At 35.8% G+C, this 23,308-nt stretch carries 22 protein-coding genes; 8 read left to right on the top strand and 14 right to left on the bottom strand.

Going from position 1 to position 23,308, the window contains the following annotated elements:
* Nucleotides 1-1,071 (bottom strand): branched-chain amino acid aminotransferase, encoded by a 1,071-nt coding sequence (locus DYR29_RS02300; protein ID WP_213279127.1) that lies wholly within the window; start codon nt 1,069-1,071, stop codon nt 1-3.
* Nucleotides 1,072-1,156: 85 nt separating this feature from the next.
* Between DYR29_RS02300 and mnmD the strand changes: the two genes are divergently transcribed.
* Together mnmD and DYR29_RS02290 are read left to right on the top strand one after the other, a co-directional pair.
* Nucleotides 1,157-1,831, top strand: a complete 675-nt coding sequence (gene mnmD / locus DYR29_RS02295) for a tRNA (5-methylaminomethyl-2-thiouridine)(34)-methyltransferase MnmD (protein WP_213279126.1) — start codon at nt 1,157-1,159, stop codon at nt 1,829-1,831.
* Nucleotides 1,832-2,029: 198 nt separating this feature from the next.
* Nucleotides 2,030-2,446, top strand: a complete 417-nt coding sequence (locus tag DYR29_RS02290; protein WP_047384430.1) for an NUDIX domain-containing protein — start codon at nt 2,030-2,032, stop codon at nt 2,444-2,446.
* Nucleotides 2,447-2,467: 21 nt separating this feature from the next.
* On the opposite strand, the gene DYR29_RS02285 is transcribed toward DYR29_RS02290, so the two are convergent.
* Entirely contained in the window at nt 2,468-3,172 is a 705-nt protein-coding gene (locus DYR29_RS02285; protein WP_047422668.1) for a DUF4294 domain-containing protein, read from the bottom strand.
* A 51-nt stretch (nt 3,173-3,223) separates the two neighbouring features.
* Between DYR29_RS02285 and DYR29_RS02280 the strand changes: the two genes are divergently transcribed.
* Nucleotides 3,224-4,297: a M42 family peptidase gene (locus tag DYR29_RS02280; protein ID WP_213279125.1), complete on the top strand. Its 1,074-nt coding sequence runs from the start codon at nt 3,224-3,226 to the stop codon at nt 4,295-4,297.
* Between the two features lie 90 nt (nt 4,298-4,387).
* Nucleotides 4,388-5,038 (top strand): ribulose-phosphate 3-epimerase, encoded by a 651-nt coding sequence (rpe, locus tag DYR29_RS02275; RefSeq protein ID WP_213279124.1) that lies wholly within the window; start codon nt 4,388-4,390, stop codon nt 5,036-5,038.
* Nucleotides 5,039-5,253: 215 nt separating this feature from the next.
* Here rpe and DYR29_RS02270 read toward each other — a convergent pair whose 3' ends face one another.
* The 3 genes from DYR29_RS02270 to DYR29_RS02260 are packed head-to-tail and all read right to left on the bottom strand — an operon-like array spanning nt 5,254 to nt 7,097.
* The gene (locus DYR29_RS02270) at nt 5,254-5,745 is read right to left on the bottom strand and encodes a DUF1772 domain-containing protein (RefSeq protein WP_213279123.1); all 492 of its coding nucleotides are present in this window, start codon (nt 5,743-5,745) and stop codon (nt 5,254-5,256) included.
* Nucleotides 5,746-5,774: 29 nt separating this feature from the next.
* Nucleotides 5,775-6,872: a DUF692 family multinuclear iron-containing protein gene (locus DYR29_RS02265; protein ID WP_213279122.1), complete on the bottom strand. Its 1,098-nt coding sequence runs from the start codon at nt 6,870-6,872 to the stop codon at nt 5,775-5,777.
* Between the two features lie 3 nt (nt 6,873-6,875).
* Complete coding sequence (locus DYR29_RS02260) at nt 6,876-7,097, bottom strand: hypothetical protein (RefSeq protein ID WP_213279121.1); 222 nt, start codon at nt 7,095-7,097, stop codon at nt 6,876-6,878.
* 223 nt (nt 7,098-7,320) lie between these two features.
* Between DYR29_RS02260 and DYR29_RS02255 the strand changes: the two genes are divergently transcribed.
* Nucleotides 7,321-9,168, top strand: a complete 1,848-nt coding sequence (locus DYR29_RS02255) for an alpha-L-fucosidase (RefSeq protein ID WP_213279120.1) — start codon at nt 7,321-7,323, stop codon at nt 9,166-9,168.
* Between the two features lie 73 nt (nt 9,169-9,241).
* Here DYR29_RS02255 and DYR29_RS02250 read toward each other — a convergent pair whose 3' ends face one another.
* The 9 genes from DYR29_RS02250 to DYR29_RS02210 all read right to left on the bottom strand — a co-directional run bounded on the left by DYR29_RS02250 (nt 9,242) and on the right by DYR29_RS02210 (nt 18,156).
* Nucleotides 9,242-9,658, bottom strand: a complete 417-nt coding sequence (locus DYR29_RS02250; RefSeq protein ID WP_034687444.1) for a nucleoside-diphosphate kinase — start codon at nt 9,656-9,658, stop codon at nt 9,242-9,244.
* Between the two features lie 593 nt (nt 9,659-10,251).
* Entirely contained in the window at nt 10,252-11,178 is a 927-nt protein-coding gene (rsgA, locus tag DYR29_RS02245) for a ribosome small subunit-dependent GTPase A (protein ID WP_213279119.1), read from the bottom strand.
* A gap of 187 nt (nt 11,179-11,365) precedes the next feature.
* Nucleotides 11,366-12,448 (bottom strand): chorismate mutase, encoded by a 1,083-nt coding sequence (locus tag DYR29_RS02240; RefSeq protein WP_047422660.1) that lies wholly within the window; start codon nt 12,446-12,448, stop codon nt 11,366-11,368.
* Nucleotides 12,449-12,848: 400 nt separating this feature from the next.
* A complete protein-coding gene (locus DYR29_RS22765; protein ID WP_249413591.1) occupies nt 12,849-13,424 on the bottom strand; it encodes a hypothetical protein in 576 nt (191 codons plus the stop codon).
* A gap of 38 nt (nt 13,425-13,462) precedes the next feature.
* Nucleotides 13,463-14,548 carry a DNA polymerase III subunit gamma/tau gene (gene dnaX / locus DYR29_RS02230; RefSeq protein WP_047422659.1) on the bottom strand — a complete coding sequence of 362 codons (1,086 nt, stop codon included), beginning with the start codon at nt 14,546-14,548 and terminating at the stop codon, nt 13,463-13,465.
* A gap of 97 nt (nt 14,549-14,645) precedes the next feature.
* A complete protein-coding gene (locus DYR29_RS02225) occupies nt 14,646-15,278 on the bottom strand; it encodes a TetR/AcrR family transcriptional regulator (protein ID WP_047422658.1) in 633 nt (210 codons plus the stop codon).
* Nucleotides 15,279-15,283: 5 nt separating this feature from the next.
* Entirely contained in the window at nt 15,284-16,540 is a 1,257-nt protein-coding gene (locus DYR29_RS02220) for an aminotransferase class I/II-fold pyridoxal phosphate-dependent enzyme (RefSeq protein ID WP_047422657.1), read from the bottom strand.
* A gap of 429 nt (nt 16,541-16,969) precedes the next feature.
* Nucleotides 16,970-17,323, bottom strand: a complete 354-nt coding sequence (locus DYR29_RS02215) for a helix-turn-helix domain-containing protein (protein ID WP_213279118.1) — start codon at nt 17,321-17,323, stop codon at nt 16,970-16,972.
* A gap of 95 nt (nt 17,324-17,418) precedes the next feature.
* Nucleotides 17,419-18,156, bottom strand: a complete 738-nt coding sequence (locus DYR29_RS02210) for a LuxR C-terminal-related transcriptional regulator (protein ID WP_213279117.1) — start codon at nt 18,154-18,156, stop codon at nt 17,419-17,421.
* A gap of 88 nt (nt 18,157-18,244) precedes the next feature.
* Here DYR29_RS02210 and DYR29_RS02205 point away from each other — a divergent pair, with 88 nt between their 5' ends.
* From DYR29_RS02205 to DYR29_RS02195, 3 genes are all read left to right on the top strand, one after another.
* Nucleotides 18,245-18,892 (top strand): DUF1349 domain-containing protein, encoded by a 648-nt coding sequence (locus DYR29_RS02205; RefSeq protein WP_213279115.1) that lies wholly within the window; start codon nt 18,245-18,247, stop codon nt 18,890-18,892.
* Nucleotides 18,893-19,630: 738 nt separating this feature from the next.
* On the top strand, nt 19,631-22,621 hold the full coding sequence (locus DYR29_RS02200; protein ID WP_213279114.1) for a sensor histidine kinase: 2,991 nt from the start codon (nt 19,631-19,633) through the stop codon (nt 22,619-22,621).
* 5 nt (nt 22,622-22,626) lie between these two features.
* The gene (locus DYR29_RS02195) at nt 22,627-23,238 is read left to right on the top strand and encodes a response regulator (RefSeq protein WP_213279112.1); all 612 of its coding nucleotides are present in this window, start codon (nt 22,627-22,629) and stop codon (nt 23,236-23,238) included.
* The last annotated feature ends 70 nt before the right edge of the window (nt 23,239-23,308 follow it).

The raw sequence follows: 23,308 nt of genomic DNA, 5'->3' as shown, positions 1-23,308 counted from the left end.
TTAAACTGTTTCCAAAGCGTGATCTACCACAACTCTCCATCCGAAAGGATCTTCAGAAAGATTAGTCTGCAGGTCTACCAGGTCTTTTTTAAGAATAGCGGCGAAGCTTTCTTCGTCAGATAATCTTGGAAGCTCAAGTTTTTCACCTTGATACCCTAAAGCCTGGAACTGAGTGGTTACTACTGCCGTACCTACTCCCCACACTTCTTTAAGAGAACCGTTCTTCAACGCTTCAATAACTGTTTTCACAGGAATTGGTTCTACTTTCACTTCAATTCCTCTTTTCTTAGCTAACTGAATGAAACTGTCTCTTGTCACTCCGTCAAGGATTTTCTCAGACGTTGGAGGTGTATAGATCGTATCGTTGATTCTTACAAATACATTCATTGTACCACTCTCTTCAAAATATTCGTGAGTAGCATCATCCGTCCAGATGATTTGCTCATATCCTTCTTCGATCGCCAATTGCGTAGGATAGAAAGAAGCAGCGTAGTTACCTGCAGCTTTTGCAGAACCTACTCCTCCGTTTGCAGCTCTTGAATAGTGGTCAGAGATTTTCACAGATACCGGCTCAGAATAATAGCTCTTCGCTGGTGTTGCAACGATAGCAAACATATATTTATTAGATACTCTTGCTTTCAAAGCTTCCTCCGTAGCAAAAATCAATGGTCTGATATAAAGAGACATTCCTTCCCCCTGTGGAATCCACTCTCTGTCAATATCTACTAACGCTTTTAACCCGTCTAAAAACATTTCTTCAGTTACCTCAGGCATAGCAAGGCGCTTTGCCGACTTATTGATACGTTCAAAATTCTTTTCAGGCCTGAAAAGGAAAACCTGCCCGTCTTTGTCTTTATAGGCTTTCATACCTTCAAAACAAGCTTGTCCATAGTTTACTCCCATCATGGCAGGCGTAAATGGAATCGGACCGTAAGGAACTAATTTTACATCACCCCATTTTCCATCTTCATACTCACATATAATCATATGATCTATGAAAGTACCACCAAATGAAAAATCGTTAGGGTCAAATGTAGAAATTCTGGAGTTTTCAGTTTTTTGAATTATCATTTTTTAAAATTTTTACGATGTTCTACAAATTTAACATAATTTTCTAAATATAAAAATTTTACAGTAAATTTGACAAAAAAATAGCTTGAAAAGAGAAATTAAGACCACAAACGACGGAAGTAAAACATTGTTTATCAATGAATTAAATGAAAACTACCATTCTCATCATGGCGCACTTCAGGAGGCCGAACATGTGTTTATTAAAAATGGACTAAATTTGATGAATGATTGCGAAATTAATATTCTAGAACTCGGTTTTGGAACAGGTTTGAATGTTTTGGTGACAATTAATGAATATTTAAAAACTGACAAAAATCATGTCATCAATTATTTTTCGCTTGAAAAATACCCCATAAATGAATCCGAAGTTAAGGATTTGGCTTACTTTGAACATTTTGACAACCCTGAGTTTAAAAATATTTATCAGAAAATTCATCTGGCAGATTGGGAAAAGTCAGTAGAAATCATTAGTGGATTCAACCTTAAAAAGATAGAATGTGATTTTTTTGACCTAAAAGACATCGATTTGCCTAAAATCAATCTTGTTTATTTCGATTGTTTCGGTGCCAGAGTACAGCCTGATCTTTGGGAAAAGCCATTATTTGAACTGGTTTCTGACAAAATGGCCATTAACGGATTATTAACTACCTACTCTTCTAAAGGCAGCGTAAGAAGAATTCTTCAGGAACTGAATTTCCAGGTAGAAAAAAAACAGGGACCTCCGGGAAAGAGAGAGATGATCAATGCCATTAAATTATAGAATGGAATCTGGATGTTTACTACCGACTGTTTTATTACTATTGATTTTTTATTTAAAATAATAACTAATATATAAAGATATGTTGATTTAATATTATTAAAAATAGATAGTATTAAACTTCCAGCTTGCGCTTCCAACTTCCAGCTTTTCTCAACAAAATTCCTTACATTAGCTATACAAATATTATACATTATATATATGATAGATAAGATCAACATTAGAGTGTATGCGTGTGCAGTAAAAGACAAACAAGTTCTGACTTTATTTGAAGAATATGCCGGCGAACCTTTAATGAAATTTCCGGGTGGCGGATTGGAATATGGTGAAGGAGTACTGGAATGCCTGCATCGTGAGTTTGATGAAGAACTGAATGTACAGATCAATGTCCTGGAACATTTTTATACTCAGGAAAACTTTCTGGTTTCCCGCTTCAAAGAAAACGAGCAGCTTCTTACCATATATTATATAGTAGATATAGTGAATGAAGAAGATTTTATTATCATGGATCCCTGCATTGAAAAAACAGAGTGGATTGATATCGACAGACCAGACAATCCTTTCCCTCTTCCGATAGATAAGATTGTATTTGATAAATTAAAAGAAAAATTCCTGTAAGAATACTTACAGGAATTTATATTATTTCTTGACTTTAAAATCGCTTGCTCCCGGGTAAGGCTGCAGATACCCTGAATTCCAGTTGGACTGAAGCAGTGACTCTACAAATTCATCAGTTCTGTTTTTGTGTGGATCGTATTGTTCTTTCAGATCAATATCGGCCATTTTTCCTTTTACATTCCACCAGAAAGCACTCCATCCGCCTCTTAGTTCTTTGATTATTTCGTAAACATTTTTTCCGGTAGCCCTGTTCATTAGTTTTGCAAAAACCTGTCCTTCAGTAGTGGTAAGATCTCTCAGCTGTTTTTCATACTGATCCGCCAGCATATTCTGTCTTTCCCTTACAAACTTTCTTTTAGCTTTACTATCCATATCATTCATATCTTTCTGGATATCTCTGTACTGCTGTAATGCGGTAACAAATAGCGGATATACCCTATAAAGCTTTTTATTCAGAAAATAATAGTAATTTTTATCCAGTTGATTATTAAATCTCGGTTTATTAACCAAAACCAACTCGTCTAATACGACTACAGGCTCGCCATTGATTTCATAAATCTTGACTTTTTGCTGCTCGTCATAATAATATTTATTTCCAAATTCATCTGTCTTCAATGATTCAGCCGGATATTGATTGAGTGGTTTTGCCACTACACCATCCTTTTGGCCAAAAACACTGACTCCAAAAAAGAAAATAAAAAGGCAGATAATCTTACTAAAATTCATTATTTTTACACTTATAAGAAGAAAAATTAAACGCAAAAATCATTCCTTTTTATGAAATTTGAAAAGAAATCTTTGAAATTTTTAGAGAAATATTTAAATACTTCATCACCAACAGGCTACGAACATAAAGGGCAAGAAGTCTGGATGGACTATATCAGACCTTATGTTGATAAAATAGAAGTAGACCATTATGGAACCTGTTATGGCATTATCAATCCGGAAGCTGAATTTAAAGTAGTGATTGAAGCACATGCTGATGAAATTTCATGGTACGTCAATTATATTACGGATGACGGATTAATCTATGTAATCAGAAACGGGGGCTCTGATCAAACAATCGCTCCTTCAAAAGTTGTACATATTCACGGAGAAAACGGGATTGTAAAAGGAGTATTCGGATGGCCGGCTATTCACACGAGAACGAATCAGAATGAGCCTACTCCGAAAATCGAAAACATCTTCATCGACTGTGGTGCTACTTCCAAAAAAGAAGTGGAGGAAATGGGAATCTTTGTAGGATGTATGATTACTTACCCGGACGAGTTCTTCGAAATGAACGACAGATATTTTGTCTGCAGAGCGCTGGATAACAGAATCGGAGGTTTCATGATTGCAGAAGTAGCAAGACTTTTAAAAGAAAATAAAAAATCTATCCCGTTCGGACTTTATATTACCAATTCTGTACAGGAAGAAGTAGGCTTATATGGTGCAGATATGATTGCTGACACCATCAAACCCAATATTGCTATTGTAACGGATGTTACCCACGACACCACCACTCCAATGATTGAAAAGAAGAAAGAAGGAGATCAGAAATGTGGTGCAGGACCGGTAGTATTTTTTGCTCCAAGTGTTCATCATACGATCAGAGAATTGATTATTGATACAGCAAAAACTAAAAAAATACCTTTCCAAAGAGCTGCTTCAAGTAGAGCTACAGGAACTGATACAGACGCTTTTGCACATTCCAACGGCGGAGTACCAAGTGCTTTAATTTCATTACCTTTGCGTTATATGCATACTACGGTAGAAATGGTCTCTAAAGAAGATGTAGGTAATGTCATCAAACTTATCTATGAAACAGTTCTTAAGATCAAACCGGAAATGAAACTGAAGTATCATTAAAAAAGAAATTAGAGATTAGTTGTTAGAAATTAGTAATAGCTGACAAATTAATTTTTAATATCTAATAAAGTAAAAGTATAAAAAGTAAAAATGAAAACGAAGCTTATTGCTCCATCCCTTTTATCAGCAGACTTTGGGAACCTGCAAAGAGATATTGAAATGCTGAACAACTCTCAGGCCGACTGGTTTCACATTGATGTGATGGACGGCAGATTTGTACCCAACATTTCATTTGGTTTTCCGGTAATGAAAACCATTCAGCAGCATGCCAAAAAATTTGTAGATGTTCACCTGATGATTGTGGAACCTGAGAAATATGTTGATGAATTCATCAATCATGGTGCGGACCTTATTTCTGTTCATTACGAAGCATGTACTCACCTTCACAGAACGATTCACCACATTCAGAGCAAAGGAGTAAAAGCAGGTGTTGTTTTAAATCCTTCCACTCCGGTATTAATGCTTGAAGACATCATTGCAGATGTGGATCTGGTATTGTTAATGAGCGTAAATCCAGGATTTGGAGGACAGAAATTCATTGAAAACACTTACAAAAAGATTGCTGAAACTAAGGACCTGATCTTAAGCAACAACTCTACAGCACTTATCGAAATTGACGGTGGAGTGAATCTTGACAACGCTTCTAAGCTTTTTGAAGCCGGAGCTGATGTTCTTGTGGCAGGAAATGCTGTTTTCTCTGCAGAAAGCCCTGAGAGAACTATTGAACTTCTAAAGATTTAATAAGCATCTTTATCATAAACACAAAAGGCAGCCAATGGCTGCCTTTTCTCTTGTTTGAAATGAAGTCTTCCTGGTTATAAATTTTTTTTCAACATTTTGAATGTTAAAACGCTGTTTTGTCTTGCTAACATTACAAATATCTGAATAAAACCATAGGTATACATCCGTAGAAATACCGAATCTGTCATTACGTATTTTTACTTATTCAAGCCCTTTCAAACTTCCCTGTTCCAGATACAGGCACACACCACAAAAATGATGGAAACGACAGAAAAGACTGTTCTTATATTATTCAGAAAATTCCATCTGTTTTCAAAATTATCACGCATCTGCCTGATCACTTCTGTTGCAGAACCGGAAATATCAAACTTATCCAGCGCTTCATTCATCGGAACATTTCCGGCAACTGTCACTCCAAAAACCCCGATCAGATAAGCCAGCGCAGCCAGCAGGAGAAAAATAAAAGCAGGCTGATGTCCGCGGAATAAAAAGGCAGATACCGGAAGGAGAATAGCTGTTCCCATAAAGCTCATGAAGAAAACGGGGTTCAGAATTTCCCGGTTGATGTTCTGCATTGCTTTCAGATATTCCACATCAGAAAGTTTTCCCAGTCCGAGAACTACAGAACATGAATAAGCATAGAAAAGTCCTCCTATCAGAGCAGTGAGGACAGCAGTAATGATCAATACGAGTGTTGTCATTTTCATATATTTTGATTTTGGTTATCAGGATAGAATTAATAAGGATTCCATTTTTTAATAATATTCTGGGCCGTAAGAATCATTTCGTGATCCCAGTTCTCTGTTTTAAAATAATGAAAATCCTGATCTTTGATGATCCCAGCTCCTGCCCCATCAAAAAGAAGCCTTGTAAGCCTCGATTGTTCTTCAAATAATGCCAGATCTTCTAAAGGTTTCTCCGGAAGTTGTATTTGCCGCTTGTTCCAACTCCTCTTTTCTTTCTCTTTCCCATCTGAAGCTTCAATTATTGCTTTAACTTTATTGAAATCATTCAGGAAGTTTTCTTTGTTCCCTTCTGTTTTCAGCGTATGGCCCAGTCTTTCAATAATACTATATTCCAGATTTTGACATTTTGCTAAAACAGGGGGTAAAACAGAAAAAATCTCTTCAGGAATGACATCATCATGAGTGTCTCTCCTCACCTGCTTTTTTCCATACACACTCTCCTGCCAGCTTCCTCCGGAAAGATGAATCTCTTTCACCTTATCCAAAGGGTATAAATCAATTATTTCCTGCATTTCCACTCCAAAATTACAGGATTGACAATAAATATTATGAAGATCAAGAATCAGAAAACCATTGGTATCTTCCGTTAGTTTATCCAGAAATACCCCCTGTTCTTTGACATCATCAACGGAAAATGAAAAGGCCAGATTCTCTATACCTACAGGAATATCCACAGCCTCCTGAAGCCTGTACAGCCTGTCTTTTCCTATCTGTAAAGTTTTGGGATGCAGAGATACCGGCAATGGCACTCCCTGATGAAAGTTTTCAGTGTTCATGAAACCAAAATGTTCCGTGATATGGTTATACCTTCTTAGGCTGACTTCTTCTTTTAGCTTTTGCAGCCATTCTTCCTGCCTTTCTGTCCATCTTGCATCAAACAGGGAATAATAAACGCCATGTCCTATCAAACGGTTGTTTTCTGCATAAAAGTTCAGCAGATCACGAAGCCAATCCGGCTCATTGTTGTGATAAAGAGTATCAAAGGACCATTCCAGAACATCAATAGTGTTGTTCTGCAGCAACGGTAAAACAGCAGAAACAAAATCAACTTCTGCCATCATTGATATTCCTAATAGTGGTTTTTTCATCTTTTATCCCATTCCACAAGCCGGGCAGCCATAGCCACGAAGAACAAGCGTATCTTTTTTTACGATGGGTTTAGGAGTTCCCGGTTTTTTCTTTTCAACAGTATCGGGTGTTGTTGCTCTTTTTACTTTTTTTACAGGCTTTTTAGTTTTAGCTTCAGGTTTAGTGCTTTGTGCAGAAACTCCTACCGCCAATAAACTCGCCATTAATACTACTGGAATTTTCATAATTGCTTTTTCAGATAAAATTTACAATAAACGTTCCATTTATCTAATCCAATCTACTCAAACTTTTATTGTAAGTTCAAAATGATATGGAAATAGTTTTTAGTTTAAATCATAAAAATACAATAATAAAGGAAACGTTCTGATAATAATTATGAGTAAACATTGAGAAATTGTTGTGGTAATACTTTCTTTAATTATATTTAATGGTAAAATAAAACTATATATGAAAAGCAGTCTGATTAAAGCTGTTTTCCTGGGGTTGACGTTATCTGCTCATAGTATCGACGCGCAGGTTCAAACAGTTGACAACAGCAAGAAAATGGAATGGTTTAAAAATGCCAAACTGGGTATTTTTATTCATTGGGGAATCTACTCCGTGAATGGAATTTCCGAATCATGGTCATTTTTCAACAATTATATTAATCACGAAAATTACATGAAGCAGCTGAATGGTTTTTCAGCTTCAAAATATCAGCCGGAACAATGGGTAAACCTTATTAAAGAATCCGGAGCAAAATACGCTGTTATTACAACCAAACACCATGACGGGGTTTCATTGTGGAATTCTAAGGCTGAAAAAGCGACCACGATTCCAGAACAGTCTTTGGCTAAGAAAGATGTTTTAAGTCCTTTTGTCACCGCTTTGAAAAATTCAGGATTAAAAACCGGGCTTTATTTCTCTTTGCCGGATTGGAGCCATCCTTATTATGACATCAACACCCGGACAAAAAAACGGTACGAAATAAAAGATGATCCAAAACGATGGCAGAATTTCATCAGTTATTATCAAAGCCAGCTTAATGAACTTTCTTCGCAGTACTCGCCTGACCTTCTTTGGTTCGATGGAGATTGGGAACATACTTCCGAGGAATGGAAAGCTACTCAGACTCTGGATCTGCTTAAGAAATACAATTCCAATATCATTATCAATTCAAGGCTCAACACTCATGGGGATTATGATACTCCTGAACAGGGAATTCCTGTCGTTCCGCCACAAAATCCATACTGGGAGCTATGTTATACTATGAATGATTCCTGGGGATACCAACCCTACGATAAAACTTATAAAACACCCAATATGATTGTCAGAACTCTGGCAGACGTGATCAGTATGGGAGGAAATCTTCTGCTTGACATCGGACCCAGATCAGATGGTACTATTCCCGAGGAACAGATTGAAATTCTGAAAAATCTTGGCCGCTGGACTTCCAAAAATCAGCATGCCGTTTATGAAACAACACGTGGTATTCCTTTTGAAAATTATAAAGGAAAGTCTTCTTTATCCACCACAAAAAAATCTTTATTTCTTTATCTGGAGGAAGCCAAAAACTTCACAAAGATTTATGGACTGGAAACAAAACCTATCTCGGTAAAAATTATCGGAGATCCTTCTGCTGTCATCAAAACAGACTACAATGCTGAAAAAACACTTACATTGAATTTTTCCAATGTAAAATTTGACAAAGATGTCACCGTTGTGGAGCTTACTTTTTATACACCACCTGTATTTCTGAAAGATTTTAAGAAAGAAAATCATTCGCTCGCAGAAATTCTGGATCATAAAAACACACAGGAAGCAGTCTATAATATTGCCAACACCCTATATAACGGTCCTAATCTCCCAACTTCTTCAGGGCTAACCAGTGATGGTCTTGATATGAAAATCAAAAAAACACCCAACACCAATCAGGAAACCCTGCAATGGATAAGTAAGCATGCGGAAGCACTTTATGAAACTGAAAAAGGGTTACCGGATGGGCATTATTCAGGAATGAGTGCACTGTCAAAAGATAAACAAACTCTTTATCTTTTTGTGGAAGGAACACCTACAGGCCCTATTGCCCTTAAAGGAATAAAAAATGAGATTGCAAGAATCAGAGTTGCGGGAGAAGGCACGATGCTCTCACACACCATTTACAACAAACTGTACTGGAGTGCCAGGCCGGGAATTATTTATATTGATATTCCAAAGGAAAAGCTTGACAAGCAAATGACTGTCATTGCGGTGTTACTTAATAAACCTCTTGAGCTCTACAGAGAAAATGTGGGTGCCATTGAAAACAATCTTTAATAGAATACCAAGATCATAAAAAACAAAATCCGGAGAAAATTCTCCGGATCTTTTATTTTGTAAGATGATTTTCTTAGAAAATCTCTCTTCCTGAAAAATGGAACTGAGCTTCGATTAATGCATTCTCGTCAGAATCTGAACCGTGAACTGCATTTTCTCCGATGCTTCTTGCAAACATCTTTCTGATTGTACCTTCAGCTGCTTCTGCAGGGTTAGTAGCACCAATTAATGTTCTGAAGTCTTCAACTGCATTGTCTTTTTCTAAAACTGCTGCAACGATAGGACCAGAGCTCATGAATTCTACCAACTCCCCATAAAATGGTCTTTCAGCATGTACTTCATAGAATTTTTTTGCATCAGCAACTGTAAGCTGAGTTAATTTTAAAGCTTTGATTTTAAAACCTCCTTCAGCAATCTTACCCAATATAGCACCGATATGTCCGTCAGCAACTGCATCAGGCTTAATCATAGTGAATGTAATGTTAGACATAAATGTATATTTTTTTAATGGCGCAAAATTACAAAAAATATCTTTGATTTTTATTTTAATTTTTTTTTAACATAAAAATAACTTTTATTAAGAAATCATGAACCAATCTTTGGCACAGTAATTGTTTATTCTATTGCGATTCTCATGTTTAATTTGAGTTTTCATGGTTATTAGTTTTTACCCAGCTTCGGCTGGGTTTTTTATTTTCAAAAAAAATAGCAATTTTTTATCAATTCAATAATTTTTAAAGCTATAAAAAGGAATATTTAAAATTATCATTGCTTTTACTTCAATTAATAGAATAATCAAATTTTCCAGAATATCATTTTTCCTGTCAACTAAAATATGCCAAAAGTGGAGTTATCTGCCAAATTTGTCACATCAAAAAGTAGAGTTATCTAAAAAGCATATTTTTTTCGTAAAAAATCAGAAAACAAATCATAAAAAAGCAGGAAATCTATAAAGATGCGAAATTTTACCATTAAAAAAAATAATATCTAAGAAATATTATTCTGACATGATAACAATAGAATATGTACAGATTGTCCGAATTAATCTGCGGCGGTTATGGTATCGTAAATTGATCTCGTTAATTATTTCTGGGAAGCTTCTTCTGCCTCATCCATTAATTTAATATAAGTAGAATAGCGCGAATGCTGTATTTCGCCTGTTTCAAGGGCATCAAGAACGGCACATTTCGGCTCATTCACGTGAAGGCAATTGTGAAATTTGCATTCTTCTCTCTTTTTGAAAATCTCAGGGAAATAATGCTGTACTTCTTCTTTTTCAATATCGATCATGGCAAATTCACGGACACCAGGGGTATCGATCACATTTCCGCCAAAATCCCAGAAGTGCATCTGTGCAAAAGTTGTTGTATGTTTTCCTTTAAGATGGGTGTCTGAAATTTCGGATGTTTTTAAATTCAATCCAGGCTGTAAAGCATTTACCAGAGTTGATTTCCCACAACCTGAGTGCCCAAAGAACACTGAAGTTTTATTTTTAAGGATTTCCTCCAGCTGATCAAGGTTCAGTCTTGAATAGGAAGAGATCTCCAGTGTCTGATATCCAATTTCCTGGTAGAGAAACTCTATATCTTTTACAATTTCTATTTCTTCTCCATGGAGAACATCAATCTTATTAAAAAGAATCAATGGTGTAATATTATAGGCTTCACAACATGCCAGAAATCTGTCCAGAAATCCTAAGGATGTTTCAGGATGCTTTAAAGTAAAGATAAAACAAGCCAAATCAATATTGGAAGCAATAATATGAGCTTCTTTTGAAAGGTTTACAGATTTTCTGATCAGGTAATTGGAGCGTGGTTCAATTTTCGTAATCCAGGCAATGTCATCCTGTTCCAGTTGAAACTCAACAAAATCTCCTACAGCAAGTGGATTGGTAAGCCTTGTTTTTATTAATTTGAATTTCCCCCTGATTCTGGCCTCGAAAATTTTATTTGTTTCCAATTCCAAAACCTGGTACCAGCTGCCTGTAGATTTAATGATTTTTCCTTTCATAGATAATACTGGTGCAAATATAAGGAATTAGGGCTTAGAATTCGGGAAATAGGTTAAAAACACATGTTCTATTTTCTACTTCCTGAGGTCTAAGCCCTAATTAATATTTCTTGCTGTAAACAGGTAATCGATTTCAGGAATTAAATCTACTTATCTTAAAACCTAATCTTTTACCACTACCTGCAATTTATCTCTTATCGATCATAATGCTATTCTGAACTTCAATAGATTCTTCGTGAATTGCTTTAAATACTTTTTCAATAAATTCCTGAGACATTCCTGTTTCTTTTGCTTTTTGAGTAGCGTATTCTGTGATTACTTTCCAACGTTCAGGCTGGAAGATCGCGATATCATTCTCCTTTTTAAGCTTACCGATCTTTTCAGAAATTTTCATTCTTTGAGAAAGAAGTTCAATTAACTGGAAGTCAAGGTCTGAGATTAAAGTTCTGTGTCTTCCCATTTCTCCTTCAAAACCTGCAAGATTAGAGCTTCTTACTTTCAGATTACCAATAAGGTCTGCAAGAACTTCCGGAGTAATCTGCTGAGAAGCATCACTCCACGCCTCATCAGGATTGCAGTGTGATTCAATGATTGCTCCCTGGTATCCTACGTTAAGGGCTTCCTGAGTGATATCAGCAAGACCTGTTCTGTTTCCGCAGATATGTGAAGGGTCAATCAGCATTGGAATATTGGGAAACTGGCTCTTGAAGTCAAGGGCAATCTGCCAGTTCGGGTTGTTTCTGTATTTTGTTTTCTGGTATGTTGAAAATCCTCTGTGGATTACCCCCAGGTTTTTAATATCCTGACCTAAGAGTCTTTCCAATGCTCCGATCCATAATGCAAGATCCGGATTCACAGGGTTTTTCACGAATACAGGTTTATCTGTCCCTCTTAAAGCCATTGCAATTTCCTGTACTGTAAATGGGTTCACTGTAGAACGGGCTCCGATCCAAAGAACATCCACATCTGCTTCCAGAGCGGCAAATACGTGGTGTGCATTAGCAACTTCGGTAGCTGTTTTGAAACCATACTCTTCCTTTACTTTTTTTAGCCAGTTCAAACCGATCACTCCTACTCCTTCAAACCCATTTGGTTTGGTACGAGGCTTCCAGATTCCTGCACGGAAAACGGATACATTGGCATTGGATTCTTTAATTCTCCTTGCAGTTTCAAGCATCTGAGCTTCACTTTCCGCACTACATGGTCCCGCGATCATTAGAGGCTGTGTAAGCCCATCGATCCACTCATTTTTCAAATCATTTAAATTCATATTCTAAATTTTATTGTTTTTTTATATAATTTTTTCGTTAACAGCAATAGCCCTTTGGATTATAAAATTTAATTTATAATTCTTTTCAAAAAATGCCGTTCAAAATTGTTTAAAGGAATCAGGAAAATAATAGGGCTCTACTTCTCCTGTATTTTTTGGAAAGAAATTCAGTTAACAGTACCAATAAAATCGGTAATACGTTCTGAAATTTCTATAATAAGAAGCAGAAAAACTAAAATAACCGCTAAAAAAGTAATTAGCGGGTGCAAAAAAAGACAGATATGTGTTAGTCAATTTTTCCATTTTATTCTAGAAATGCGTTTGTTTTAGCCTTTCTGGTTGTAATTTTATCTTGTCGAAAACATATTTTCAACAGAAATATTTGACAAATATATAAAAATTATGTCAAATCAAACTTCATTAAATCATCAAGATCTTTTAAAAGTGGATTTTTTTCAATCATTTTCTCAAAAAGCTTTCTCTTGGTCACCACCTCAATCTTCAGATTTTCAACGTCTCTGACGTATTCTACCTCAATCATATGGTTTTGAATTTTTCTTTTAAAATGATTAAAAAATTCTCCGCTTATTTTATCAAATTCTACTTTGGCAGAATCTGAAGGGAATAAAACTTTGATTTTATTTTCCTCAACTTTTTCCAGTTTGAAGGTTTTTACTGCGTTAAATACAAAGTTATTTTTTACCTGAAGCTGTTTAAGCATAATTTTCCATTCCATCTGCAGATCTGTATCTGTAAAATGGTTTTGAGGAAGATTTTCAGCTTTCACAATAACATCTTCTGTTGCTTCTGCTTTATCTTCTTTATTCAGGAAAGAATTGATGCTGAAACCGGAAGAGATTCCCGGTCTTGATAATGGCTTGGTTGTTTTCGTTACAGAAACTACCTCTGCTTTTTCTGAAGCTGCAGGCTGCTGTTCTGTCTTAACTTCTTTTTTCTCCGGAGCTTTTTCCGGCATTTTTACCTCCTGTTTCTCACTAAGAAACGGAGCCAGAATCAGGAACTTTTTTTTTTAGTATCGCCTAAATTAGCTGTCAGTGAAGCCAGCTGCATTAATGCAATTTCAACCGTAAGTCTTGGATTTTTAGAATTTTTATAATTAATATCTGCATGGTTACAGATTTCAATGCCATCAATCAGCTGCTGGGCGGCCCACTTCTGTCCCTGTTCTATAAATTTAGATTTTGTCTTCTCTCCCACTTCAATGAGATCGATAGTAGAAGTATTCTGCGCCATCATCAGATCTCTGAAATGATTTCCTAATCCGGCAATGAATATGTGGGGATCAAATCCTTTTTTTACAATTTCATTGAATGCAAAAAGCACTTCAGGAATTTTGTTTTCCTTGGCGAGATCTACGATATTGAGATATTGATCGTAATCCAGAATATTCAATACTTCGGCTGCTTTTGCCAGCGTAATATTTTTCTGGGAGAAGGTTGAAAGCCTGTCGAAGATAGAAAGCGCATCTCTTAATGCACCGTCAGCTTTTTGAGCAATCAGGTACAATGCGTCATCTTCATACTGGATATTTTCCTTCTGGGCGATGTTCTTGAGATGGTTCTGAATATCTTCAATAACAATTCTCTTGAAGTCATAGATCTGGCAGCGGGATAAAATTGTTGGAATAATTTTATGTTTCTCTGTGGTTGCCAGAATAAAGATTGCATGGGCAGGCGGCTCTTCCAGGGTTTTAAGGAAAGCATTGAAAGCGGCAGAAGACAGCATATGAACCTCGTCAATAATATACACTTTGTATTTACCGACCTGAGGTGCAAATCTTACCTGATCTATCAGTTCCCTGATATCATCTACAGAGTTATTGGATGCAGCATCCAGCTCATAGATATTATAAGCAAAGCCGTCTTCTGAAACCGAGCCATCCTTCTCATTGATCTTTCTTGCCAAAATTCGGGCGCAGGTAGTTTTACCTACACCACGAGGTCCGCAAAAAAGCAATGCCTGAGCTAATTGGCTTTCTTCAATTGCATGTTCTAAAGTATCCGTAATATGAGATTGCCCTACAACCGTATCAAACTCCTGAGGACGATATTTTCTTGCAGATACTATAAAATTTTCCATTGGTCAAAAATAAGAAATATAGTTTTAATTTGAAAATTAAAAGTTTTCAAATATCAACAAAAAAACATTTCTGCTTAAATCGGAAAACTTTTAACCCTTACTTTTTTTTGCTGTATGCAAAGTCAATCAATTCAACAATAGCACCTTCAATCTCTTTTCTTCCTTCTTCAGTTTTCAGATCAATACCACAGAATTTGTTGGCATTATATCCTGTATAAAGGTTAAGATAGTAAGCACCAGAAACAATCAGAGCCATAATTGCTCTATGTCTTGTTGCCACACCTTCTCCGAAGTAAGGATCTGAGATATTTCCAAACAAAACCTCTCCTACATCTTCACGTTGTTCAACCAGTTTTTTAAGAATAGGCTTGCTTTCTGAAAGTTCCCAAAGGATAATTTTCTGAAGTTCTTTATTTTTCTTCAGGTTTTCAAATTGATTAAGTACAACCATTTTGGTAAGTTCATGTCCGCCGTCGGAAAAATCCATATCAACGTCCTGATTGACCTGGCTCCAGTAATCCTGAGATTTGATATATTCATCGATCAGTTTATCTGTACTTCCAAAGTACTCATAGATCAATTTTTTATCAAATCCGGCTACTGCAGCAATTTTACTTACTTTTAATCCAGAGTACCCTTTTACTCTTAAAATTTTACCAACTGCAGCAAGCAGTTTTTGCTTTGTTTTTTCTTTGTCCCTAATGGGGCCCTGCACTACTTTTCTAGGCATAATTATTATTTTTTTGCAATATGCAATTTTTTATTAATATCATCAAACGCATTCAGCGTTTTGTCGAGATGTTCTTTTTCGTGTCTGGCAGTTACACTCATCCTTATACGCGCATCTTTTCTTGGTACAGCCGGGTAAAGAATCGGGTTGGTATAGATTCCTTTTTCTATTAGTAGTTTTCCGGCTTCTCCTGTTACATAAGGATCTCCAATTTTTACGGGAATAATTGCGGAACACGTAACTCCGGTGTCCAATCCTAAATCATCAAGCCCTTTTTTGAAATAATTGATATTGTTCCAGAGTTTTTCTCTCCAGATAGGTTCTTCGTCTATTAAATCAATGGCTTTAACAATTCCTGCGGATGATGGCGGAGCTGTTGCTGAGAAAATCTGCTGACGGGACTGGAATCTGATAAATGCTGCTATTTTTTTATCGGCAATGACATATCCTCCAAGGTTACCAAACGTTTTACTGAATGTTCCAGTGATGATGTCTACTTTATCCAGCAATCCAGCCTGTTCCAAAGTACCTCTTCCTGTTTCTCCAAGGATACCGACACCGTGTACGTCGTCTACCATTAGAAAGGCATTATACTTTTTCACAAGATTGTAGATCTCATTAATACGGGAGGTATCACCATCCTGGGAATACACTCCGTCCACAATAACGAGTTTCGTACGGTACAGATTTTCAGATACCTTCAAAATGTGTTCCAAAGATTCCAAATTATTGTGCGGAAATGTTTTTTTATTGGTAAAAGCACATCCTTCGTGCACACTGGCATGTACTGCCATATCTAAAATAGCCAGGTCTTCTTTCTGCATCAGGCATTGTAAAGAAGCGCTATTGGCTGTATAACCCGTAGTAAATACTACAGCTTCGTCTTCTGTTCGTTTAAAAAAACTTGAGATTTTTTTTTCCAGGGCATTGTGGTAATCAAAATACCCACCGATAAGAGGTGTAGCTCCTGTTCCTGTACCATATTTTTCGATTCCTTCAATGGCAGCCTGTTTTACTTTTGGGTGCTGCGTAAATCCTAAATAATCACTCGATACAAAACTAACAAATTCTCTGTTTTGGTTTGCAATATTTACATTCAGTATTGCATTGGTTCCTGAAGTGTTCTTCAGTCTGTAATTCATGTGTCCATTAGACTTTACATAGTCTAAATATTCATAAAAAATTTCAGCCCTTTGAGCCATATCATTATCTGGTATATTCTCAAAGTCTTTAATAGTTGCTGTTGTGAAATTGATGCTCATCCTTAATCTTGTTTGTTGTGGTTTAAAAGAAACAAATATATAACTATTTAGAGGGCTTAAACGCCTGCATTAAGATTAAATATTATTAAAGACACAATAATTTATTCTTATTATCTGGTAACCAAACTATTTTATATATCTGTATCTTTTTAACATTCTTTTTCCTATTGAATTAATTAGTTTTTTCTTACCTAAATTTAATAAAAAAAGTAAACAATAAAGAAATATTAATATATAAATAATAAAAAAAGGCGATTATTTTTTACAACCATCTCATTTATAAAAGATTATTTTAAACCTGTTTTCTGGTGACTATTCTCCAAAATGACCATTATAACGGAAAATCCGGCATGATTAAATCCCTACCGAGAGAGGAAAATCGTCATAAATTCCCTCCTACAGCAATTTTAAAGAAATAAAATAAGCAGATTAAAACTTGTTACAATTTCTGAATTCTCCGGGAGTAGAGCCCGTCATTTTTTTGAAAAATTTTGAAAAGTTGGATGGATCATACGTAAAAATACGGGCAATTTCTGCTACGGATTTATCGGAATTAATGAGCATTTGTTTAGCCTGTTCTAAAATTTTTCCATCATAAAAATAACAGGGATGCTCCCCCATTTCTTTTTTAACCGTATCGGTGAGGTGTTTATGAGAAACAGCAAGCGCTCCGGCAATTTCGTTCAGTTCCATAAAATCCGGAACAGTCCCGGAAATAACATCCTGAATGTGTTTATCCAGAAAGGTAAAATATTGACGGGTAATTTCTTCACTTCTTTTCATCACTTATTGTTCTTGCTAATCGTATTCAAAGTATAAATTTAATCATAAGATACAAAACAACATGGTGAACTTTTCGGATATTTCAAGCTAAATAGTTAATAAAAACTGTCTTTGAAGGCTTGTGTGGAATTTTTTACTTTCAGTTTTTCCAGAATATTCTGCCGGTGCCTGCTTACGGTATTGACACTTATAAAAAGTAAATCCGCAATTTCCTTGCTGGCATAACCTTCTCCTACAAATTTTAAAACTTCCAGCTCTCTTGGGCTCAGGATATTTTTATAATCAAGTTTATCTTTTACAACAACCTCTCCTTTTATGGTATTAATAATCATAAAATCAGAAACTGTAGATGAAGTCAGGGCCATATTATAAAGACAGAGAGCCAGTCTCAATCTGCCATTGGAAGGCGAATACACATAAAACATACGGTGTTTTACCCAGCGGTACTGTTCATTTTTATCCTTCATCCTGATTTTTGATACGACACTGTATTCTGTGCGTTGTTCCATTTCCATAGCCTCCAGTAATTTGAAAAAGCGGAGTTCATGGATATATTTCTTCAGCCGGTCATCAGGATGGATTTTTTTCAGCATCTCTTCTTCCCAGATGGAGTCTATTTCTGTTGGATTTCCACCCATAGTCAGCCCAAGTTCTCCGGCTGCTGCAGATTTATAGATATAGCTTTTATTGGACTGCATATCGCTCAATACACAGATCGCCCCTTCCATCTGAGAGTACACAAGCGCTCTCTGCTTATAGACTTCTATATCAAGCATACATTTTCCGGAAGCGTTATCGAGCAATTGATCACTGAGCTGTTTGCGGATTTCCATAATGGTTATTTATCAGTATTGACGCGAATAGGGTTTAATAATACTTTTGCTAAAATAATAATTTACCCTTAGAATTTATCCAAAGAGAATGAAGAAGTTGATTTTAGGCTTTTGTGCCCTATTCCTGATTCAAAAGCTTTCTGCCCAGAGCCTTGAAAAAATGACCTGGTTCAATGAACCTGAAAAATGGGAAATCAAAAATAACAGCCTTTCGATGTTTGTAACGCCGCAGAGTGATTACTGGAGAGTTTCACATTATGGATTTACCGTAGATGATGCCCCATTTTATTACGCCACTTATGGCGGTGAATTTGAAGCAAAAGTAAAAATCACCGGCAGTTACAAAGCCAGGTTTGATCAGATGGGTCTTATGCTGAGAACTGACAAAGAGCATTACATCAAAGCCGGAGTGGAATTTGTGGACGGCAAGTACAATCTCAGCACAGTAGTGACCCACAACAAAAGTGACTGGAGTGTCATAACTTTAGAAAAAACACCTCCTGCAGTATGGATAAAAGCGGTAAGAAGGCTGGATGCTGTAGAGATATTTTATTCTTTTGATGATAAAAATTACATCATGATGCGGAATGCGCCTCTTCAGGATAATATTCCGGTAATGGTTGGTTTAATGGCCGCCTGCCCGGACGGACAGGGATTCAATGCTGTTTTTGAAAACTTTAAAGTAAAGCATCTGCCGGATGAGCGCAGACTGAAATGGCTTGAAACTCATAAATAACGATTGAATTACACTTCAATATACAATCAGTTTAGTTCACCTCCCGTCTATGGGAGGTTTTGTATGTTTAAAATGTTTTTTTGAACCGGACAATAAAAAAGAGGCCTTGCTTTTCATGCAGCCTCTTTTGCTTTTGAGATAAAACCGTTTGTGTTCTTAGAATCATTATTTATACAATAAATCTTCTTTATTCGTTGTGAAAATATTTTTGCAAAAATATGAATATTCATAAGCCTTGACAAAGATACCATGTAGAATTTACCTCAGTTTTTTGTCAAACTTTTACTACAAAAAGCAATTAAATTCAGTTAAAAACCGTTCATCAGGAAATCTTTTAATAAAAACAGAAAAGCATCAATATTTATTAATGGCAAAATCCTAAAATCAATCACAGGCCCGGTACAGCACTGAGATTGACAGGAATATTTTCAAAATGAATGCAGTATAAATTTATCACTTATTATTGAAATATCATAATATTTCCGAAAACTTTCTATGTCCTATCGTCTGTAAACGGAGATAAAACTTGTACAAAACAGATTTTGAGATACTGATTTATCGCCATAATTTCACTATTTTTACACAATCAAAAAATATAAAACACAAAAGACCTGAAAACTTCAATGATAAAAATTTATTTTCAATCGTTCCTGCCCATTAAAAAAACATTGACTTGTACAAACATTATTAACCGTCTTTTGCATTAGTGCAGGAGATACAGATCAGTTTTGCACATATATGAGAGTTTGGGCATTTATATTTGCTTGCATCTATTTAAACATTCATGGACAGAGCCACACTTCTACGTGGTACAACATAGACAATGGACTTCCGCAAAGTAGTGCAAAGGCCATTGTCAAAGACAAATATGGTTTTATCTGGATCTCCACAGAGAATGGTCTTGTACGGTATGACGGGAGTTCGTTTATTACGTTTAATAATTTCAAAGCAAACAATGTTCATTTCGGGGAATTCATTGGTGATCCGCTTCTGGACAGCATTACGGTCCTTAATAATTTCCAGGAGAATAAAATCATTATTAAAAACAGATTTCCAAAAATTTCCAATCTCAACGGTAATGATAAAATGGCTTTTTCTAATGGCAATACTATTGTACAGCGGATTGCCAATAATATTATAACCTCAAGCTTCTATAATGATATTCATTATTTTATACAGTTTAAACATTCAGCCTATTATTTTACAGAAAAGAACGCCATTATCTATAAAGAGGGAAAAAAGGAGACCAAAATAGCAATCCCTTTTACCAATAAAGATCTGAACAATACTTTTGTACTGAATGAAACGCTATTTATTAATGATCTGAAGAGAAGAAAAACCTATTCTATTCATAATGGACAACTTTCTGTTTCTGAAAAACCAACACTTTTTAATCATCCGGACACCAAAATCTACTGGCAGCAGGTTACCAATCAGACTTTTATCATCAATCATGATAATATTTATATTTTAGAAGGCAATGAAAAGGATCTCCGCTTACAATTTCTTATTAATTTTGAGGAAATAGGTAATCACTCTTACTGTTCTATGTTCTATGATAAAGATTTTAATAAACTTTACCTGGGAACGCTTAATAACGGGCTTAATGTGCTTAAGCTTACCAATTTTTATATTTCAAAAAAAGAAGCAGATTTTTCCAACAATGTGTATTACGCTTCTCTCCCATTCAGTAAAAGTACCATCATTGCGGAAGACGGAACAGAATTCGGGAAAAACGGTATCATCAATAAACACTTGTTCGGGTGCAATGACAATTATCTGATGATGTATGATGATTCAGAAAACATTCTGATCAGAAAGAGAAACAGTATGATCAGGTATTACAAAAATTCAGGGTATAAAAAGAAGGATTCTACTTTCATTGGTAAAGGGTTTGAAAGTTTTATGAAAAGCGGGAATCTGTATGGAATTACGTTTACGGATGTTTCGGGTACTCAACTTCGTCTCTATAAAAACAATCTTTTTACCAATCCGGATTTCATTTATAATTTTAAAAGTTTTGTCAATATTTTTTTCCAATATAGTGACCATGAAATTTTAACCGGTAATAGTGACGGTTTGTATTCAGTAATGCTGGGAAGCAATACAATAACTCCCATCATTAAAAATATCCATATTAAAAGTATTTTCAGGACAAAGGATAATCTGATCTGGATTACTACAAATAAAAGTGGGTTTTATCTTTTCAAAAACCACAAACTCATCAAGATGCCGAATGACAGGAATGGTTACCTGCAATCCGCTCATTATATACTTGAAGACTCAAAGGGTGCTTACTGGATTTCCTCCAACAATGGTCTTTTCAAGGTTCCTAAAAAACAACTGCTTCAGTACGCAGAAAACAGAAAAACGTCGGTCTTTTATTACCGTTTCACCAAAAAAGACGGCTTTCTGACGAATGAATTCAATGGCAGTTCGGAACCTAATGCGTATGCTTTGGAAAATGGGGAATTTGTATTCCCTTCAATGGACGGCTTTGTGTTTTTCAACCCGAACAATATCCGGACTTATTATCCGGAAAGGAGTAAAATCTATATTGAAAGGGTAAAAATAGGAAATGCTGAACCCCAGTATTTTCAACAGACGCTCGATTTAAAGAATGATTATAAAACGGCGGATGTTTTTATAGATATCCCCTATTTTTCTAATCCGGAAAACCTTTACATTGAAGGAAAAATATCGGGAAAAGAAAATACTGATTGGGAGCAGATCGCAACTGGAAATGAATTAAAATATACCATCAGTAATCTTTCTCCGGGTGAATATACACTTCGTATAAGAATCCTTATTTCTCCTGAAGGAAAATATGAGGTTAAAACAATACGTTTCAATATCGAGCCGCTTTTTTATCAGACATTGCTGTTCAGAGTCGCTGCTTCTGTTATTATACTGATCATCATCATTGTGATTGTTCAGCTGACCACCAACTTTTTAAGAATAAAAAATAAAGCATTAAAGCAAATTGTCCATAATAAAAATTCTGAACTGAAAGAAACGTCCCTTCATCTTGAAGTGGTAAAAAGCAACCTGCAGAAAGAAACGGAATATCAGAAAAAACTGGTGGAAACCATCAGCCACGATATCACCACTCCTATCCGGTTTATCGCCATGCTTTCTCAGAAACTTCATGAGTCTGATGATGTGGAGCTTCAGAAGAAATATTTTGACAGTATTTATAAATCTTCAGAGCAGCTTTACCAGTTTACGCTGAATTTAAAGGAATATACAGAGCTCTATAAAGCAGAAAATATTTTTGAAGAAAAGGAATATCCTATCAACAAAATCCTGGAAATCAAAAACAGGCTATTCTGTGAAATTGCCAAGGAAAAGGGAACAACAATCACCCAACTTACTGAACGCACCGTGTATTCTAAAGTAAACGAAAGTATTTTAACCGCCATTATTCATAACATCCTTGATAATGCCGTGAAAAATACTTTTGAAGGAAACATCAACCTGAATATTACAGAAAACCAACAAAAAACCACAATCATAATCGCTGATACAGGTATCGGAATGTCTGCAGAACAGATTGCCACTTATATGAACCTGTTCAGAAATCCTAAGCTGGAAACTCCCAGCTTTAAAGGAAAAGGTCTTGGTCTGCACATGGTTATCCATCTGGTAAAAAAGATCAATGCTGAAATAAGTTTCAGCCAGAACGAGCCTTCGGGAACGGTTGTGAAAATAATACTCAATAAAAACTAGCCTCTATGAAAGAAAGAATTTTAATTGCTGATGATCATTACGTTGTAAGGGCAGGAACCTCTCTGGTTCTTGAAACCGCTTATCCGGAGTTGAAAATAGATTTTGCAGAAAACTATGACCAGGTGAAAAAAAAGCTTGAGAGTTCACGTTTTGACCTGCTTATTTTAGATATTGATATGCCTGGAACACAGTATAAAAAAATGATTCCGGAGCTTAAAAGCATACAGAATGACCTCAAGATTCTTATTTTTTCAGGTTATGATAAGGATGTTGCCATCCAATATATCAGAGAGGGAGCTGAAGGTTATCTGAATAAGCAAAGCAGTGAGGAAGAAATCAAAAATGCAGTGAAAACAGTAATCGAAAAAGGATATTTTTATCCTGCAGAACTGATTGGTCTTATTATTCAGAACAAAAGAAACAATCCTGTAGAAAAGCTGTCATCCCGTGAATATGAAATCTTCAAACTCCTTGCTGACGGAAACGGAAATCTTGAAATTGCCAACAGGCTTAATATCCAGATGTCTACCGTGAGTACTTACAAGAAAAGAATTTTTCAAAAGCTTGATGTCACCAACATTGCAGAACTGATCAAAGCTTATGAAATGATGCATTAACAAAAGGGGCTGGAACCCTTATTATATTCCTGCCCCCGAAAAAACACAAATCTCATTAGTTTTTAAGCTA

The sequence above is a fragment of the Chryseobacterium indologenes genome, from assembly GCF_018362995.1.
GTDB classification, from domain to species: Bacteria; Bacteroidota; Bacteroidia; order Flavobacteriales; family Weeksellaceae; genus Chryseobacterium; species Chryseobacterium indologenes_G.
Note: the sequence above shows the minus strand (reverse complement) of the source record. Positions and strands in the feature narration are given on the sequence as shown.

Excerpts from the sequence above, each read along its gene's own strand:
- DYR29_RS02260 (WP_213279121.1), bottom strand. The coding sequence starts at position 7,097 with ATGAAAATTCCAGTAGTATTAATGGCGAGTTTATTGGCGGTAGGAGTT.
- DYR29_RS02210 (WP_213279117.1), bottom strand. The coding sequence starts at position 18,156 with ATGGAAATCCGCAAACAGCTCAGTGATCAATTGCTCGATAACGCTTCC.
- DYR29_RS02270 (WP_213279123.1), bottom strand. The coding sequence starts at position 5,745 with ATGAAAATGACAACACTCGTATTGATCATTACTGCTGTCCTCACTGCT.
- DYR29_RS02200 (WP_213279114.1), top strand. The coding sequence starts at position 19,631 with ATGAGAGTTTGGGCATTTATATTTGCTTGCATCTATTTAAACATTCAT.
- DYR29_RS02255 (WP_213279120.1), top strand. The coding sequence starts at position 7,321 with ATGAAAAGCAGTCTGATTAAAGCTGTTTTCCTGGGGTTGACGTTATCT.
- DYR29_RS02290 (WP_047384430.1), top strand. The coding sequence starts at position 2,030 with ATGATAGATAAGATCAACATTAGAGTGTATGCGTGTGCAGTAAAAGAC.
- DYR29_RS22765 (WP_249413591.1), bottom strand. The coding sequence starts at position 13,424 with ATGCCGGAAAAAGCTCCGGAGAAAAAAGAAGTTAAGACAGAACAGCAG.
- DYR29_RS02300 (WP_213279127.1), bottom strand. The coding sequence starts at position 1,071 with ATGATAATTCAAAAAACTGAAAACTCCAGAATTTCTACATTTGACCCT.
- DYR29_RS02240 (WP_047422660.1), bottom strand. The coding sequence starts at position 12,448 with ATGAATTTAAATGATTTGAAAAATGAGTGGATCGATGGGCTTACACAG.
- rsgA (WP_213279119.1), bottom strand. The coding sequence starts at position 11,178 with ATGAAAGGAAAAATCATTAAATCTACAGGCAGCTGGTACCAGGTTTTG.
- DYR29_RS02285 (WP_047422668.1), bottom strand. The coding sequence starts at position 3,172 with ATGAATTTTAGTAAGATTATCTGCCTTTTTATTTTCTTTTTTGGAGTC.
- DYR29_RS02280 (WP_213279125.1), top strand. The coding sequence starts at position 3,224 with ATGAAATTTGAAAAGAAATCTTTGAAATTTTTAGAGAAATATTTAAAT.
- DYR29_RS02225 (WP_047422658.1), bottom strand. The coding sequence starts at position 15,278 with ATGCCTAGAAAAGTAGTGCAGGGCCCCATTAGGGACAAAGAAAAAACA.
- dnaX (WP_047422659.1), bottom strand. The coding sequence starts at position 14,548 with ATGGAAAATTTTATAGTATCTGCAAGAAAATATCGTCCTCAGGAGTTT.
- DYR29_RS02205 (WP_213279115.1), top strand. The coding sequence starts at position 18,245 with ATGAAGAAGTTGATTTTAGGCTTTTGTGCCCTATTCCTGATTCAAAAG.
- DYR29_RS02250 (WP_034687444.1), bottom strand. The coding sequence starts at position 9,658 with ATGTCTAACATTACATTCACTATGATTAAGCCTGATGCAGTTGCTGAC.
- DYR29_RS02220 (WP_047422657.1), bottom strand. The coding sequence starts at position 16,540 with ATGAGCATCAATTTCACAACAGCAACTATTAAAGACTTTGAGAATATA.
- DYR29_RS02215 (WP_213279118.1), bottom strand. The coding sequence starts at position 17,323 with ATGAAAAGAAGTGAAGAAATTACCCGTCAATATTTTACCTTTCTGGAT.
- rpe (WP_213279124.1), top strand. The coding sequence starts at position 4,388 with ATGAAAACGAAGCTTATTGCTCCATCCCTTTTATCAGCAGACTTTGGG.
- DYR29_RS02195 (WP_213279112.1), top strand. The coding sequence starts at position 22,627 with ATGAAAGAAAGAATTTTAATTGCTGATGATCATTACGTTGTAAGGGCA.
- DYR29_RS02265 (WP_213279122.1), bottom strand. The coding sequence starts at position 6,872 with ATGAAAAAACCACTATTAGGAATATCAATGATGGCAGAAGTTGATTTT.